Origin of the sequence: Streptomyces odontomachi, from assembly GCF_024435355.1 — a bacterium.
Taxonomy (GTDB): Bacteria; Actinomycetota; Actinomycetes; order Streptomycetales; family Streptomycetaceae; genus Streptomyces; species Streptomyces odontomachi.
Genome location: NZ_JAMJWG010000003.1, coordinates 186,264 through 201,810, shown reverse-complemented (window position 1 = coordinate 201,810; position 15,547 = coordinate 186,264). Strand labels below are relative to the sequence as shown.

Below are 15,547 nucleotides of genomic sequence, written 5' to 3'. Positions count from 1 at the left end.
CCCCGCATGGCTGCCTTCGACCCGTGGTCCCCGGAGTTCCAGGCCGATCCCTATCCGGCGTACGCCGAGCTGCGTGCGGCGGGGCGTGTGCACTATTTCGAGGCGTCGAACCAGTATCTGATCCCGCACCACGCGGACGTCTCCGCGCTGCTGCGGGACCGCCGGCTGGGGCGTGCCTACCGGCACCGGTTCAGCGACGCGGAGTTCGGGCGCACACCGCCGCCCCCCGAGCAGGAGCCGTTCCACACCCTCAACGACCACGGCCTGCTCGACCTGGAGCCGCCCGCGCACACCCGGATCCGGCACCTGGTGTCGAAGGCGTTCACACCGCGCACCGTGGAGCGGCTGCGGCCGTATGTCGAAGAGCTGGCCGAGGAGCTGGTGGGCGCGCTGCTCGCGGAGGGCGGCGGGGACCTGGTCGCCGGGCTCGCCGAGCCGCTGCCGGTCGGTGTGATCGCTGAGATGCTCGGCATTCCGGACGCCGACCGCCCGCTGCTGCGGCCCTGGTCGGCCGCGATCGTCGGCATGTACGAGCTGAATCCGACGGAGGCGGCGGCCGAGCGTGCGGTGCGTGCCTCGGTCGAGTTCTCCGGCTATCTCGCCGCGCTGATCGCCGAGCGGCGCAACCGGCCCGGCGACGACCTCGTCTCCGCGCTGATCGCGGCGCACGACGAGGAGGACCGGCTGACCGAGCAGGAGATGATCTCGACCTGCGCGCTGCTGCTGAACGCCGGCCACGAGGCCACCGTGCACACCACGTCGGGTGGTTGGTGGACGCTGTTCCGGCACCCCGAGCAGCTGGCGGCGCTGCGGTCCGATCCGTCGATGTTGTCCACAGCTGTGGATGAGCTGATGCGCTACGACACACCGTTGCAGCTCTTCGAGCGCTGGGTGCTGGAGGACATCGAGGTGGCGGGCGTCCGGATCCCGCGCGGCAGCGAGGTGGCCTGCCTGTTCGGCTCCGCCAACCGCGACGAGGCCGTCTTCGCGGCACCCGACCGGCTGGACCTGGCCCGCACCGACAACCCGCACATCAGCTTCGGCGCCGGCATCCACTACTGCCTGGGCGCCCCGCTGGCCCGCATGGAACTGGTCGCGTCCTTCGGGGCGTTGCTGCGCCGGGCGCCCGGGCTACGGCTCGCCGCGGAGCCACGGCGCAAGCCGGGCTCGGTGATCCGGGGACTCTCCGAGCTCCTGGTGAAGGTCTGAGAACTGCTGGTGGAGGTCTGAGGGCGACCCTCGGGCAGTCCGCGATGGCCGCGGCGGCCGCCGCGCCGCGATGACCGCGGTGGCAGTGCCGGCCACCGCGGCCCGCGGGACGTCCGTCGGCCGTCAGGCCCTGCTCTGGGCCCGGCGCCGGCGCACCATGAGGACGGCGCCCGTGCCCACGCCCACCGCGACGACCGCCGCACCCGCGAGGGGCAGGGTCAGGTTGGAGGAACCGGTGTGGGCCAGGTCGCCGCCGGAGGTCGCACCGCTACCGCCGGTCGAGGACGAGCCGGAGCCGCCGGTAGCACCGGAACCACTGGTGGAACCGCCGGTGTCGGCACCGCCCGAGCCGCCGGCGGACCCGCCCGAGCCGCCCGAACCGCCCGTCGAACCGCCTGAGCTACCGCTGGAGCCGCTGCCCGCCACGGTCAGCGTGATGTCGGCCTTGTCGTTGGCCTTGTTCGGGTCGTACGACCGGGGATCGGAGCTGAGTGCCACCGAGCCCTTGGCGCCGGCGACCGCCTTGTTGATCTTCAGCTTGAAGCTGTAGGTCCCCACCTCGCCCTCGTCGACCCACCGCTGGGCGGTGCCGCAGGAGTACGTGGCGCCCTTGACCTGGCAGTACTCGTTGTTGACGATCGACGTGCCGGCGGGGGGCGTGATCAGGACGCGGAAGGGCGGCTCGTCCATCTTGCCCAGCACCCAGGCGGGGCCGTCGTTCTTGAACGTCACCTTCAGGGGCACCGTGTCCCCGACGCTGCCCTTCAGGTCGGCTCCGGTCACCTTGATGTCGGCCGTGTTGACGGTGCTGACCGGCACGTCGATGCCCTCTTCGGTGCCGCCGCCGGCCTGCTTCTCGACCAGCCCCACCGCGGGAGCGGTCCCGGGCACCGGCGAGGAGGCGTTCTCGTCCACCGACGGCTCCGTGGACCAGACGCTCACGCGCATCTCGTCGTTGAGCGCGTGGTCCGTCGCCTTGATCGGCAGCAGCTTCTCGGGCGCGTAGCTGGCGCCGGGCGCCACCGCCTGGTCGAACTCGCAGGTGACGAGCGACTTGGCCGTCATCTCGTCGTAGTCGGTGACGTGCTGCGACACGCAGTTGGACGGCACGTCCGCGTAGTCGAGCCCATGGGTGACGGAGTAGGCGATCCAGACCTTCTCGGCGGCCGCTGAGCCCTGGTTCGTCACCGTGACCGGCACATCGACGTTGCCACCCGGCTTCACCCCGCTGATCGGGGCGATGTCCCCCATGACCAGGTGGGGCTCGGCCGAGTCGGCGACGGCCGCGGGCGCCGCTCCCAACGCGACCAGGGCGGCGCAGCTCAGGACACCGAGGGCGGTGCGGGTGGTGCGACGGGCGTGGGGGGAAGTCGGCATGGAAGGAAACCTCTGTGAGACGCCGGGAGAACGTGGGGAGTCCGGGACGTGAAAGGACTCGTACGTAGGGCAAGACGGTCGTCGGCACCGAACGGTTGTATGCGTGCGCCATGTTGTTGCGTCTTACTGCTGTAACTGCTGTAACTGCTGTAACTGCGGTGAAGCCATGGGACCTGGGGGGGATTGTGGGCGCACGCGAAGCGGGAGCAGGGACGTAGGAGAAGCAGGGACGTAGGAGAAGCAGGGACGTCGGAGAAGCAGGGGCGCAGGAAGGGGCGCGCCCTGCCGGACGCGCCCCAACCAAGTCCCGCCACCTGCACGGCAGCTTCCGCCTACGCGACCTCCGCCTACGTGGACGACAGGTCCCGTCGCCGTAGCGCCCCCAGCGAACCGCCGAGCAGGGCCGCCGCCAGCAACGTCTCCGTCACCACCGGGGTCCACCGCATCGGGGGGCCCGGAAGCTTGGGGAGGTGGGTGAAGGGGGAGAGGTCCATGGCCCACTGGGGGAGGTTGAGCGCGGGGCCGATCCAGCCGATCGCCAGACAGATCCCGGCGGCCGCCCAGCCGCCCGCGGCCAGCTTCGGCGACACCGCGTAGAGCAGCAGGGTCACGCCCGCCAGGATCCACACGGCGGGCAGCTGCACGAGGCCGGCGCCGAGCAGGTCGGGCAGTTGCCTGCCGTACCCGAGGGCCATGCCGAGCGCACCGAGCAGCATGAGCAACGCGGCGCCGGCGTAGGCGATCACGAGATGGCCGGCCGCCCACCGCAGCCGGCCGACCGGGCCGGCGAGCACCGGTTCGGCGCGGCCCGAGGTCTCCTCGCCGTACAGCCGGAGCACCGACGCCACCGCATACAGTGCGGCGACCATGCCGAGCATGCCGAGCAGCGCGGAGAGGAACGCGTTGTTGAGCCCGCTCTGCCCGCCCATCCGCTGGAAGATCTCCTTGGCCTGCTCGTTGTCGCCGACCAGGTCGGCGGCGCCCTTGGTCATCCCGCCGAAGATCACACCGCTGACCAGGAAGCCGATGGACCAGCCCAGCAGGGTGCCGCGCTGCAACCGCCAGGCGAGGCCGCCCGCGCTCGCCAGCCTGCCGTCCGCGGGGCCCGGCCGGGTCGGCAGGAAGCTCATGCCCACGTCCCGGCGCCCGGCGAGGGTGTAGGCGATGGCGCCCTGCACCGCCACGGCGGCGACGAACAGCAGCAGCGGCCACCAGCGTTCCCCGGCCCCGGCGACGACCTGCCCGTCCGCCGAGAAGGCGCGCATGTTCTCGGCCCAGCCGATCGGCGACAGCCACGTCAGCACCGAGGAACCGTCATCCGTGCCGGCGTCCCCCGCGGAGCGCAGCACGAACGCGAGCCCCAGGACCGCGACCGTGAGCCCGCGCGCGAGCCGGGCGCTCTCCGTGAGCTGGGCGACGATCGCCGCCATGGTGGCGAAGAGCATGCCGGCGGCGCCGATGCCGAGACCGAGCGCGAGCGCGCCGGCGCCGCCTTCGCCGGACAGCCCGCCGGCGATGATCAGCGCCATGGCCACGTTGGCGATCAGGGCGGTGAGCAGCGCGGACGTCAGCGGGGCGCGGCGCCCCACCATCGCCGACGACAGCATCTCCTGACGGCCCGTCTCCTCCTCGTCCCGGGTGTGCCGGATGACGATGAGCAGGCTCATCACGCCCGCGAGCGCCGCACCGAAGACGGCGTAGCGCCAGGCGGTGAGCCCACCGAGGGAGTCGGAGAACACCGGGCCGTACATCGAGCGCATCGAACCGTTCGCGGTCATCGACTGCGCGGCGTCCACGCGCTTGGCGGTGGTGTCGTACAACGTCTTCAGCGCGCCGGAGCCGCTGGCGATGACACCGCCGAGGATCAGCACCCAGGCGGGGATCATCACCCGGTCGCGGCGCAGGGCGAGCCGCAGCAGGGCGCCGGTGCCGGCCAGGTGCCGGGGGCTGCCGGTGCCGGCCGTCGGCGTGGACGGCCACGCGACGAGGGTCATCGTGTCATCGCCCCTTCGGCGCTGCTCCCGGAGCCGGACGCGGTGCCGGCGGCGGTGCCGTCCGCATCCTGCGCACCGTCCGAACCGGCTGCGTCGTCCTGGTAGTGCCGCAGGAAGAGTTCCTCCAACGTGGGTGGGGTGCAGGTCAGCGTGCGGACGCCGGACTCGGTGAGGGAGCGCAGCACCGCGTCGAGCTTGTCCGTGTCGACCTGGAGCTTGACCCGCCTGCCCTGCACCTCGAGGTCGTGGACGCCGGGCAGTTCGGCGAGCCGCCCCGGTTCACCCGCCAGCTCCGCCGTGACACTGGTACGGGTCAGGTGGCGCAGGTCGGCCAGCGAACCGGACTCCACGGTGCGGCCGCCGCGGATGATGCTGACCCGGTCGCAGAGGGTCTCCACCTCGCTGAGGATGTGCGAGGACAGCAGCACGGTGCGGCCACGGTCGCGTTCCTCCTCGACGCAGACCTGGAACGCCTCCTCCATCAGCGGGTCGAGCCCCGACGTCGGCTCGTCCAGGATCAGCACGTCGACGTCGGAGGCGAAGGCGGCGACCAGGGCGACCTTCTGGCGGTTGCCCTTGGAGTAGGTGCGGCCCTTCTTCGTCGGATCCAGCTCGAAGCGGTCGATCAGCGTCGCGCGCCGGGCCTTGTCGAGACCCCCGCGCAGCCGGCCGTAGAGGTCGATGACCTCGCCGCCGCTGAGGTTGCGCCACAGGGTGACGTCGCCCGGCACGTAGGCGACCCGGCGGTGCAGCTCCACGGCGTCGCGCCACGGATCCCGGCCGAGCAGCTGGGCGGCGCCCTGGTCGGCGCGCAGCAGGCCCAGCAGCACCCTGATGGTGGTGGACTTCCCGGATCCGTTCGGCCCGAGGAAGCCGTGCACCTCGCCGGTCTCGACCGCGAGGTCGAGACCGTCCAGCGCGTGTGTCCGCCCGAACGACTTGTGTAGCCCCGAGGCGGTGATTGCCTTCGTCATGGGGCGAACGTACGCTTCTTTCAGAAATTTGTGAAGTTAAGAAAGTGTATAAACTCAAGGGGTGCGGTGGGCGCACACCGGAGGCGCTGGGAGGAGCCGGGGCGCCCGGGTCTCTCCGGTGCGGAGGTTCAGGAGCTGGGGTGCCGGGGTGCCGGGGCGCTGGGGTGCCGGGGTGCTGGGGTGCTGGGGTGCGATGCGGGGTGGGGAGTGGGAGATGATCGACAGATGACGGAGAACACGGGACCGCAGGCCGACGGCTCGGCCGCGTCGGGCGCGGCACCCGAGGCCGTGTCCGCCGCCCACGCCCAGGGCGGCGAGGCCACGCCCCCGCCGGCCGATCCGCAGGCCGTCTCGCGGTTCGTCGAGGCGTTCGCCTCGCAGCTCGTCGAGGGCGGTATGCCGCGGATGCCGGCCCGGGTCTTCGCCGGGCTGCTCGCCTCCGAGGACGGTGTCCTCACCTCCGCGGAGCTGAGCGAGCGCCTGCAGGTCAGCCCCGCCGCGATCTCCGGCGCGGTGCGCTACCTCGCCACGGCCATGATGGTCTCCCGGGAACGCGAACCCGGCTCGCGGCGCGAGCGCTACCGGGTGCACCGCGACCAGTGGTACGAGATGCTGACCAACCGCGAAGGGATGCTCAGGCGCTGGGAGGCCACGCTCCAGAAGGGCATCGACACGGTGGGGCCGGACAGCCGGCCCGGGCAGCGGATCGCCGAGACGCTGGAGTTCCTCTTGTTCCTGCACGAGGAGTTCACCACGGTGATGGACCGCTGGCGCAAGCACCGCGAACAGCTTTTCGGCAGGGGCGGCGACCGCCCCTAGCCCTGCGTTTGCGTGGCGCGACCGGCCCTGACGAGACCGTCGGGTCGTCACCGACCCGGAGGGGGCTGTTTCTGTCGTGTTCGGGCCACCGGCCGGTGGTGGGTTGCTCGCGCAGTTCCCCGCGCCCCTGGGGGTGGGCGCGTTGCGCCCCCCTGGGGCCCGGGTCTGGGCACGCAGTGCCCATCTCAGGGGCGCGGGGAACTGCGCGACCGGCCCCGACGAGACCGTCGGATCGTCACCGTCCTGAGGGGGCTGTTTCTGTCGTGTTCGGGCCACCGGCCCGGTGGTGGGTTGCTCGCGCAGTTCCCCGCGCCCCTACGGGGGTGGGCGCGTTGCGCCCAGTTTCAAGGATCCGCCGCGTGGGTGCGACCGCCCCGCCGACCGGGGAAACCGGAAAACAGGGGTTCACCCAGGAAGGGTGAGCCCCCAGGCGTTCTCGCGTACCGTCCACGTCCGTACCCGTACCGGCCCCGCGACCAGCATGTCCGCGCAGTAGTGGAACTCCGCGCCGGACACCGTCACCGTACGGGCGTCGGCGAGTAGCCAGCCCGGATCGGTGGGCGGTTCCGCGGACCGATCGGCCGTGGGGTCGGCGCCGGGCGTCGTGCCTCCCGCCGGCCGGATCTCGACCCGCGCCAGGCCTCCCGTGCCCGGCGCGATCCGCACGGCCTCGACGGGTTGGTCGACGTCGACCAGCGGCACACCGTCCGCCTCCACCCGCAACCGCGTGGGCCTCGGCAGCACGATCCGGTTCCGTCTGCCGCGGCGCCGCAGCGCCCGGTTCTGGCCCGCCGTGGTGCCGCGCCGGCCCGCCAGGGTCCGTACCAGCGACTGCCCGCGCCGCCGCGCACCCCCCGAGCCACCGGAGCCGTCCGGCCCACCACCCGATTCACTCGCCTCGCTCGCCGCACCGCCCGACGCGCCCGACCCTCCCCCGGACTCGCCGAGACCTCCCACGGAACCAGCCACCCCGGCTCCATCAAGCCCGTCCCCGCTGACCTGCGCTCCGCCGACCCTCGCCCCGCCGAGCTGCTCCCCGCCCGGCGGCACACCGTCCGCAGCGCTGCCCGCCGACGGGGCCCCGGCCCGCGGTCCCGGCAGGTCGGCGCCGTCCACGCCGCCGTCCGGCGGTATCCGCAGGCCGCCGAGCACCACCCCGCCCCCGTCGTCGACCAGCAGGTCCTGGCGCCTCACCACCCCCTGGAGCACCGCTCGCGCCGCCGCCACCGCGCCCACCGGCACACCGAGCGAGTGCGCCAGGGAGACGGCGGTGCCGACGGGGACCAGCGACAGTGCGCACGAATCCGGTTCGCGCTCGCGGTGCAGCAGGGTGACGGCGCGTAGCAGGGCCCGGTCGTCGCCCACCACCACGAGGTGGCGTGCCCCCCGTCTGGCCAGCGCCCGGGCGAACTCCACCGGGTTGTCGGGCAGACAAAGTTTCATGACCGCACGCGCGCTGAGCACGTCCTTCGCGATCCGCACCGACTCTCCGTCGCACTGCCTGGCAACCGGGTCGATGATCACCAGCAAGTGATCGGAAGCCGACACTCTGTCCTGCCTCGCTTCCTCGGGTAGCATCTTTGTGCAAGAGCCCCTTGCGCTATTGCGCCAGGGGCTTCGTCTATTCCGGGGCATCTCTCCGCCGGTCGTGGCCGGGCGGGTCGACGGGGTACGCGACGGCGCGTACGCCCCGTCCCCAGACCTAGGAGGCATGCCCCGCCCGGAAGGGGTGTACGCCTGTGCCCGCACTTGTGCTGCTCGGTGCTCAGTGGGGTGACGAAGGCAAAGGAAAGGCCACCGACCTGCTCGGTGGCTCGGTCGACTACGTGGTGCGCTACCAGGGTGGCAACAACGCTGGTCACACGGTGGTGGTGGGCGACCAGAAATACGCCCTGCACCTGCTTCCTTCCGGAATCCTCAGCCCCGACTGCGTGCCCGTGATCGGTAACGGTGTCGTCGTCGACCCGTCGGTCCTGCTCTTCGAGCTGAGCGGACTCAATGACCGGGGTGTCGACACGTCCAAGCTTCTGATCAGCGGAAACGCCCACATCATCACGCCGTACAACGTCACCACGGACAAGGTGACGGAACGCTTCCTCGGAAAGCGCAAGATCGGCACCACCGGGCGCGGTATCGGCCCCACCTACGCCGACAAGATCAACCGCACCGGCATCCGCGTCCAGGACCTCTACGACGAGTCGATCCTGCGGCAGAAGGTGGAGGCCGCGCTCGACATCAAGAACCAGATGCTCACCAAGCTCTACAACCGCCGCGCCATCGCCGCGGACCAGGTGCTGGAGGAGCTGCTGGGCTACGCCGACAAGCTGCGGCCGTACGTCGCCGACACCGTGCTGGTCCTGAACGAGGCGCTGGACGCCGGCAAGGTCGTCCTCTTCGAGGGCGGCCAGGGCACCCTGCTCGACATCGACCACGGCACCTATCCGTTCGTGACGTCGAGCAACCCCACCGCGGGCGGTGCCTGCACCGGCGCGGGCGTCGGCCCCACGAAGATCAACCGTGTGATCGGCATCCTCAAGGCGTACACCACCCGCGTCGGCGCCGGCCCGTTCCCCACCGAGCTGCTGGACGAGGACGGGGAGGCGCTGCGCCGGATCGGCGGCGAGCGTGGGGTCACCACCGGCCGCGACCGCCGCTGCGGCTGGTTCGACGCGGTGATCGCCCGCTACGCCACCCGCGTCAACGGCCTCACCGACTTCTTCCTCACCAAGCTCGACGTCCTGACCGGCTGGGAGCAGATCCCGGTGTGCGTGGCGTACGAGATCGACGGCAAGCGCGTCGAGGAACTCCCCTACTCGCAGACCGACTTCCACCACGCCAAGCCGATCTACGAGACGCTGCCCGGTTGGTCCGAGGACATCTCCGCCGCCAAGTCCTTCGCCGACCTGCCGAAGAACGCGCAGGCCTACGTAAAGGCGCTGGAGGAGATGTCCGGCGCCCCGATCTCCGCGATCGGCGTGGGCCCCGGCCGGGACGAGACGGTACAGATCAACTCGTTCCTGTAGACCCCACCGCCCTGCGTCGTGCGTCCTGCGTCTCCGAGGACGGTCCTCCGGGCGCCCGCCCCGCCGCGCCACCGTGGTGCGGGGCCGGGCGTCCGGGCGGCCGGCACCGTCCGGAATCGTTGCTCTCGGATCCGGTGCGCGGCCTCGTGGGGTGATGTGACCATGGCACACCGCCGCGGCCCACCGCCCAGGTGAGGGTGGCGGGCCGCGGCGGCGTACGTGGAGCGGGTGAGAGCGGGAGGGTCAGCGCTCCGCGAAGACCGGTGTCCAGCGGGCGAGGTTGCCGTCGGTGCCTTTGAGGAAGCCGCTCAGCGGGACCGTCTTGTCGTTGCCGATCGTGACGAGCACCAGGTGCTGGTGGTACTCGCCGGAGCCCGGTGCGATGTCCCACTCGATGAGGCGCTTGTTGTCGACCCAGACCAGTTGCTGCTGGCCGGGGGTCTTGTAGAGCCGCTTGCCGGTGTAGGGATCGATGATCTGGGTCGCGGTGGTCGTCGCGCCGCCGGCGAAGCCGCCGGCCGCGAGCTTGCCGTTCGGGGACAGCCGCGCGCCGTCGAACCAGCTCAGGTGCTTCTCGTTCGCCGGTACGGCGACCTCGTTGCCCTTGAAGTCGTAGTACCGCACGCCGGGGTCCATGGCGAGCCCCGACCAGACCAGCTTCCCGTCGGCGCTGAAGCCGAAGTCCTGGCGGGCGTTGATCTCCGCGGGGTAGTAGCCCTTGTTGGGCTTGTGCGAGACCGCGCTCCAGGAACCCTTCCCGGAGGCCACGTCGAGGACGTAGAAGCCGGTACGGGGGGAGTTCAGGGCCGGCTCCCAGTCCCGCTTGCCGTCGTCGTTGGCGTCGTATTTCTTCCGGAACCGCAGGTCGGGGTCGGCTTTGTAGGTCGTCGCGAGGAGCTTGCCGCCGTCGGACGAGAACGTGACGGCGCCGACGCCGTGGTCCACCGGGATCCAGCGGTCGACCTTGCCGGTGAACAGGTCGAGCAGGCCGATCCGGCGGGCCGGGAGGTCGCCCTCCAGTACGGCGGCGGTCCGCATGCCGGGCGCGACGGCCACGTACGACCAGCGGTCCTGCTGCACGTACTTGCCGGTCTTCTGGTCGAGGATGCCGTAGACGCGCCGGTCGACGGCCTTGTCGGGGGTGTCCTTGACCCGCTTCGACGTGTAGTACGCGGCGAGCGCGGTGTTCCCGGCCGCGATCAGGTCGCGCGGCGGCGACTGTTCGGGGTGGGCGATGATGTCGCTCCGGTTCGCCTGGCTGGCGAGCTGGGTGTCGGACGTGCCCGAGCCGTGGCCGGAGTCCAGCAGGGGGACCGCGACGGCGACGGCGACCACCGCCACGGTGGCCGTGGCGACGGACGCGAGGGTACGGATCCGGCGGCGGCGCCGGACGGCCAGGATCCGGTCGGCGAAGCCCGGACTCGGGAGGCGCTGTTCGCCGGCCTGTTCGTGCAGTGCCGCACGGACCACTTCGTCGACGTTCACGGGCGCACCTCCACGGGCGAGTAGTCACGGGACGTGTCCCGTTCGGCGGTGGCCGGGCCGAGCGCGGCCAGTTCGGGCGCGAGGGCGCGCAGTCGGGCGAGGGAGCGGTGGGTGGTGGACCGTACGGTGCCGACCGAGCAGCCGAGCACCCGGGCCACGTCGGCCTCCGGCAGGTCCTCGAAGTAGCGCAGGACCAGCACGGTCCGTTGGCGTGCGGTGAGGCGGGCCAGCGCGCCACGCATCACCAGGCGCACTTCGGCGGCGGCCGCCCCGTCGCCGGTGCCGCTCACCTCCGGCAGCTCGGCCACGCTGACCTCGCGCCGCCGCCACTTCAGGCGCCAGCGGCTGACCTGCTGCCGGTACAGGATCTGGCGGACGTACGCCTCGGGCTCGTCGATGCGGTGCCACCGTCCGGCGGCCTTGACCAGGGCGTTCTGTAACAGGTCCTCCGCCGCGTGCCCGTCTCCGCCACTCAGCAGTACGGCCGTCTTCAGTAACGCCGGCGATCGGCCGGCCACGAACTCCTGGAAACTCTGCTGTGCTTCGGCATCCATCGTCACCTTCTCTGCTCCGGTGGGGCGCCCGGTGCTCCGCCCCTGTACCCCTGGTGACGCGCGTACTCGGGTGCGGCTATGCCACCGCCGGAGAATTGGTGGGGAACCTTCCGGAAAGCAGCCGGGCGCCCGCCCGCACACCGCGGGAGGGCGCCCGGCACGGTCCCCGGCCCCGCGGGTCCCGTCCGCTCAGCTGACGCAGAACTCGTTGCCCTCCGGATCGTTCAGGACGACGAAGTAGAACCCTCCCCCAGAGCTGGACGCCCGGGGGGACCCCCACTCCGGACCGGCCCCGCGTTCCCGGTGCACCACCCGCGCGCCCCCTTCGACCAGTTCGTCGACCTTCGCGTCGACGATCTCGGCCCGTTGCTCCAGCGGCAGCGAGTCGTCGCGGCCGGTCGGATAGAGGTCGAGGTGCAGCCGGTTCTTGCCGGCCTTGCCCTCCGGGACCTGCTGGAACCAGATCGGCGGGCGCAGCCCGGCCGGGTCGAAGATCCGGTCCGTGAAGGCGGGCGCACCCTCCAACCGGTCGCGGTAGTGCGCGTTCCAGGTGGTCCGCGGTTCCGCGGGCGGGGCCGGCTGGTAGTCCAGCGCCCGCGCCCAGAAGCGTGCCAGCAGGGGCGGGTCGTTCGCGTCGATCGTGAGCTGCCAGAACATCATGCTCGGAGGCTAGACGGGGCCCCGACGCCCCGGCGGGCAATTGACCAGGGGCATCAGCCGAGGTCACCGGGGCGCCGGGGCCACCAAGCCCGCTCCTCACTCCGTCCGCAGCGCCCTCGCCGTGTCCGTGCGGGCCGCCCAGCCCGCCGGGAGCAGCGCGCCGCCGAGCGCGATCAGCAGGCCGCCGAGGGCGAGCAGGACGACGGCGGGGGCGGCGTAGACGGTGGTGAACGCGGTGGGCACGCTCATGCCGACGGCGTCGCCCATGAGGGGCGTGATGGCGTGGTGCAGGGCCACGCCGACCGGGACCCCGGCGACGCCGGCGAGCAGTCCGATGGCGGCGATCGACGTGATCACCATGGTCACCGTCTGCCGCGGTGCCATCCCGAGGGCCTTGAAGACGCCGAGGTCGTGGACGCGGTCACGGGTGTCGAGGACGACCGTGTTGAGCACGCCGAGCGCCGCGACCGCGACGAGCATCAGGGTGAGGACGCCGATCAGAGCGTCCATGGCCGCGATCACGCTCGACGAGCCACCGGTGTTGGGACGGGCCAGCGCACCGGAGTTCCCGCCACCCAGTGCGGCGTTGAGCGCGGTGACGTAGCCGGACACGTCCGTGCCCGGGGTCGTCTGCACGTAGAAGCGGGCCGGTGTGGCGTCCAGGCCGAGGGCGGTGAGGGTGCGGGTGGAGGTGAGTAGTTCCATGCCCTGGCCCTGGGTGAAGAACGCCGTGCCGACGAGGCGTACGGAGGTGTGCCGGCCGTTCGCGGTGAGGGTGACGGTGTCTCCGAGCCCGACCCCGGCGGCGTGCAGGAACCGCTCCGTGACCACGGCCTGGCCGGGCCCGCTGAACCAGTGACCCGCCACCATCTCGGGGGCGGCCCATGACGCATCGCCGTCGTACCCGATCACGGTGGTGCGGCCGGTGACCCCGGACGCGGCGACCTCGGCCTGGGCGGTGCCGTACGAGCGGCCGGTCCCTTGCTGGCCGCGCAGGGCGGCGGCGACCTCGGCCGGGTCGGCCGGTGGGGCGTCAGCGGCGCCGGGCACGTGGACGGTCCGGGCCCCGGGCGGGCCGCCGCCACGGCCGGTCTCCACGACGACCGATCCGGCCGCGTCGAGCATGCGGCCGGACTGCACGTCCGACAGCGTCAGGCCGAGTCCGACGGCGAACGTCACCGTGACGGCGGCGAAGCCGACCGCGGCGGCCGTCGTCGCCGAACGCGCCGGGTGCGCGAAGGGGTTCGCCAGACCGAGGCTGACCGGCCGCGGCAACGGCAGCCGGCCGGCCAGGCGCCGCACCAGCCGCCCGCGTGCGGCGCTCGGCGTGCGCCCGACGGTGAGCGCCCGCACGGGGTCGAGACGCCCGGCGCGCAGCGCGGGCACCAGCGCGGCGACGGCGACCAGCACGAGCGCGGCGGCGGGCACCCCGGCATCCACCCACCAGGGCACGGACGCCGGCGCACCGTTGTAGACGTCCTCGACGTCACCAAGGACCGGGACCGCGATCACGTTGCCGAGCAGCACCCCGAGGCCGCAGCCGACCACCGCCGGGATCAACGCCTGTGCCACGTAGGCCCGCACCACCTGCGCGGGCGTGCAGCCGAGCGACTTGAGCACGCCGATGCGCCGGGTGGCGGCGCCCACCGCGCCACTGACGACGATCCCGATGATCAGCACCGACATGACCAGGCCGAGCACCCCGAACGCGGCCACGAACGGCACGAAGGCCAGCGCGTTCGCGAGTTGCTCCTGCCGGACGGTGCGGTACGAGAGCGTGCCGGTCAGGGCTCCCTCCGGCACGGCGGCGCGGATCGTGGCACGGTCCGCGGAGAGCTGCTTGTCGCTGTCCGCGTGCGCGAAGCGGTAGAGCATCTCGTACCCGGACGCGCCGGAGGCGCCCCGCTGCGCGGTCAGGGTTTCCGCCTGCGCGGGGGTCACCCAGGCGTCCGCGCTGCCGGTCACCGACCGGGCGAGGCCGACCACCGTCAGCGTCGGGCTGTTCGGCAGGTCGGGAAAGGTCAGCCGGGCACCCACCGGGATGGGCATCTCGTCGCCCGCCAGGACGATCTCGCCGGCCCGTGCGACCCAGCGGCCGTCGACGAGGCCGAGCCGGTCGACCGGCCCGCCGGCGTCCGCGCGCCCGGCGACGGTCATCTCGGGCAGCGTGACACCGGCCGGCAGGTCGCCGGAGTCCGATGCCGTCTCCGGGTGCACCGAGAGGGTCCGGAAGGGGCCGGCGGCGGCCGTCACACCGGACGCCCGCGCGGTCTGCCCGAGCTGCGCCGCCGTGACCTTCCCGGCGTCGAACCTGGCCGTGAGATGGGCGCCGTGCTGCGCGCCCATGGCGTGGTCGAAGGGCGCCCGGGACGCCGTGAGCACCCCGGCGGCGACCAGGGAGGCGGTCACGGCCACCATCGTGGTCAGGACCAGCACCACGGTCTGGAGCCGGCGCCGCCCGACCCCGGCGCGCACCACCTTGCCCAGGGCGCTCATCGGGCGCCGCCTTCGTGCCCGGCGGTACCGCCGCCGGCGACCGCGGCACCGCGTGACGTACCGGGCGAGGTCGCTCCCGCCGCCTGCCCGGCGTGCGGGGTGTGCCCGGCGTGCGGCGGGGTGTGCCCGGAGCGCGGGGGGTGCTGGACGTCCCGGACGATCCGCCCGTCGACCAGTTCGACGGTGCGTGTCGCGCACGCCTCGGCGAGGCTCAGATCATGGGTGACCAGCACGATCGTCTGCCCGTCCGCGTGCAGCGCGGTGAGCAGGTCCCGGACGTCCTCGCCGGACGCGGTGTCCAGCGCGCCGGTCGGCTCGTCGGCGAGCAGCAGCGCCGGACGGTTCATCAGGGCGCGGGCGACGGCGACCCGCTGCCGCTCACCGCCGGACAGCCGGCCGGGGTAGGCGTCCGCGTGCCGGTCGATGCCGAGCCGCCCCAACAGCTCGGCGGCCCGGCGGCGGGACTCGGCCCGTGCCATCCCGGCCAGTTGGGCCGGCAGCAGGACGTTGTCGGTCACCGTCAGGTCGTCCAGCAGGTTGAAGAACTGGAAGACCATGCCGATCCTGGTGCGCCGGTAGCGCGCCGCAGCCGCCTCGCCGAGCTCGTCCACGCGCAGTCCGTCGACGGTGACGCTGCCGCTGGTGGGACGGTCGAGGCGCGCGATCAGGTTGAGCAGGGTCGACTTGCCGCTCCCGGAGGGCCCGAGGACCGCCAGCGCCTCTCCCGCCCGGACCCGCAACGTCACGTCGGCGAGCGCCGGCGGCCCTTCCCCGTACGTCCTGCTCACGTCGTGGATGTCGATGACGGGCGTGGTCGCGACCACGGCGCCTCCCCTGGCCGGTGTGGATGATGCGGCGCCGACGCTAGGAGCCGCACCGGGTCCCCGTCGTCGCCCGCGCCGGTGAGTGCCGCTGCCGTGCCGGGATGGTCCGCCGGGCGCGTCATCCCCGGGATG

The 15,547-nt window shown here is 72.6% G+C and carries 12 protein-coding genes; 3 read left to right on the top strand and 9 right to left on the bottom strand.

What is annotated here, in order from left to right; genetic code table 11:
• Window positions 1–6: 6 nt before the first annotated feature.
• On the top strand, window positions 7–1,209 hold the full coding sequence (locus tag NQO67_RS08770) for a cytochrome P450 (protein WP_255949035.1): 1,203 nt from the start codon (window positions 7–9) through the stop codon (window positions 1,207–1,209).
• 123 nt (window positions 1,210–1,332) lie between these two features.
• Here NQO67_RS08770 and NQO67_RS08765 read toward each other — a convergent pair whose 3' ends face one another.
• The 3 genes from NQO67_RS08765 to NQO67_RS08755 form a co-directional block, all read right to left on the bottom strand.
• Window positions 1,333–2,586: an LAETG motif-containing sortase-dependent surface protein gene (locus tag NQO67_RS08765; protein ID WP_255949033.1), complete on the bottom strand. Its 1,254-nt coding sequence runs from the start codon at window positions 2,584–2,586 to the stop codon at window positions 1,333–1,335.
• 347 nt (window positions 2,587–2,933) lie between these two features.
• Window positions 2,934–4,580 (bottom strand): ABC transporter permease, encoded by a 1,647-nt coding sequence (locus tag NQO67_RS08760; RefSeq protein ID WP_255949031.1) that lies wholly within the window; start codon window positions 4,578–4,580, stop codon window positions 2,934–2,936.
• Complete coding sequence (locus NQO67_RS08755; protein WP_255949029.1) at window positions 4,577–5,554, bottom strand: ABC transporter ATP-binding protein; 978 nt, start codon at window positions 5,552–5,554, stop codon at window positions 4,577–4,579. Before NQO67_RS08755 ends, NQO67_RS08760 begins: the two co-directional genes overlap by 4 nt.
• A gap of 225 nt (window positions 5,555–5,779) precedes the next feature.
• On the opposite strand from NQO67_RS08755, the gene NQO67_RS08750 reads away from it, so the two are divergent.
• Window positions 5,780–6,373: a GbsR/MarR family transcriptional regulator gene (locus NQO67_RS08750; protein WP_255949027.1), complete on the top strand. Its 594-nt coding sequence runs from the start codon at window positions 5,780–5,782 to the stop codon at window positions 6,371–6,373.
• A 405-nt stretch (window positions 6,374–6,778) separates the two neighbouring features.
• Here NQO67_RS08750 and NQO67_RS08745 read toward each other — a convergent pair whose 3' ends face one another.
• Window positions 6,779–7,855 (bottom strand): diacylglycerol kinase family protein, encoded by a 1,077-nt coding sequence (locus NQO67_RS08745; protein ID WP_255949621.1) that lies wholly within the window; start codon window positions 7,853–7,855, stop codon window positions 6,779–6,781.
• Between the two features lie 257 nt (window positions 7,856–8,112).
• Here NQO67_RS08745 and NQO67_RS08740 point away from each other — a divergent pair, with 257 nt between their 5' ends.
• Entirely contained in the window at window positions 8,113–9,396 is a 1,284-nt protein-coding gene (locus NQO67_RS08740; RefSeq protein WP_255949015.1) for an adenylosuccinate synthase, read from the top strand.
• Window positions 9,397–9,639: 243 nt separating this feature from the next.
• On the opposite strand, the gene NQO67_RS08735 is transcribed toward NQO67_RS08740, so the two are convergent.
• The 5 genes from NQO67_RS08735 to NQO67_RS08715 form a co-directional block, all read right to left on the bottom strand.
• Window positions 9,640–10,881: a WD40 repeat domain-containing protein gene (locus NQO67_RS08735; protein WP_255949014.1), complete on the bottom strand. Its 1,242-nt coding sequence runs from the start codon at window positions 10,879–10,881 to the stop codon at window positions 9,640–9,642.
• On the bottom strand, window positions 10,878–11,435 hold the full coding sequence (locus tag NQO67_RS08730; protein ID WP_255949013.1) for a SigE family RNA polymerase sigma factor: 558 nt from the start codon (window positions 11,433–11,435) through the stop codon (window positions 10,878–10,880). The genes NQO67_RS08735 and NQO67_RS08730 overlap by 4 nt, the downstream gene beginning before the upstream one ends.
• Window positions 11,436–11,624: 189 nt before the next feature.
• On the bottom strand, window positions 11,625–12,095 hold the full coding sequence (locus NQO67_RS08725; protein ID WP_255949012.1) for a VOC family protein: 471 nt from the start codon (window positions 12,093–12,095) through the stop codon (window positions 11,625–11,627).
• A 96-nt stretch (window positions 12,096–12,191) separates the two neighbouring features.
• Window positions 12,192–14,591 carry an ABC transporter permease gene (locus NQO67_RS08720; protein ID WP_255949011.1) on the bottom strand — a complete coding sequence of 800 codons (2,400 nt, stop codon included), beginning with the start codon at window positions 14,589–14,591 and terminating at the stop codon, window positions 12,192–12,194.
• A complete protein-coding gene (locus NQO67_RS08715) occupies window positions 14,588–15,415 on the bottom strand; it encodes an ABC transporter ATP-binding protein (protein WP_255949010.1) in 828 nt (275 codons plus the stop codon). Before NQO67_RS08715 ends, NQO67_RS08720 begins: the two co-directional genes overlap by 4 nt.
• Window positions 15,416–15,547 lie beyond the last annotated feature (132 nt).

Excerpts from the sequence above, each read along its gene's own strand:
- NQO67_RS08770 (WP_255949035.1), top strand. The coding sequence starts at position 7 with ATGGCTGCCTTCGACCCGTGGTCCCCGGAGTTCCAGGCCGATCCCTAT.
- NQO67_RS08765 (WP_255949033.1), bottom strand. The coding sequence starts at position 2,586 with ATGCCGACTTCCCCCCACGCCCGTCGCACCACCCGCACCGCCCTCGGT.
- NQO67_RS08760 (WP_255949031.1), bottom strand. The coding sequence starts at position 4,580 with ATGACCCTCGTCGCGTGGCCGTCCACGCCGACGGCCGGCACCGGCAGC.
- NQO67_RS08755 (WP_255949029.1), bottom strand. The coding sequence starts at position 5,554 with ATGACGAAGGCAATCACCGCCTCGGGGCTACACAAGTCGTTCGGGCGG.
- NQO67_RS08750 (WP_255949027.1), top strand. The coding sequence starts at position 5,780 with ATGACGGAGAACACGGGACCGCAGGCCGACGGCTCGGCCGCGTCGGGC.
- NQO67_RS08730 (WP_255949013.1), bottom strand. The coding sequence starts at position 11,435 with ATGGATGCCGAAGCACAGCAGAGTTTCCAGGAGTTCGTGGCCGGCCGA.
- NQO67_RS08725 (WP_255949012.1), bottom strand. The coding sequence starts at position 12,095 with ATGATGTTCTGGCAGCTCACGATCGACGCGAACGACCCGCCCCTGCTG.
- NQO67_RS08720 (WP_255949011.1), bottom strand. The coding sequence starts at position 14,591 with ATGAGCGCCCTGGGCAAGGTGGTGCGCGCCGGGGTCGGGCGGCGCCGG.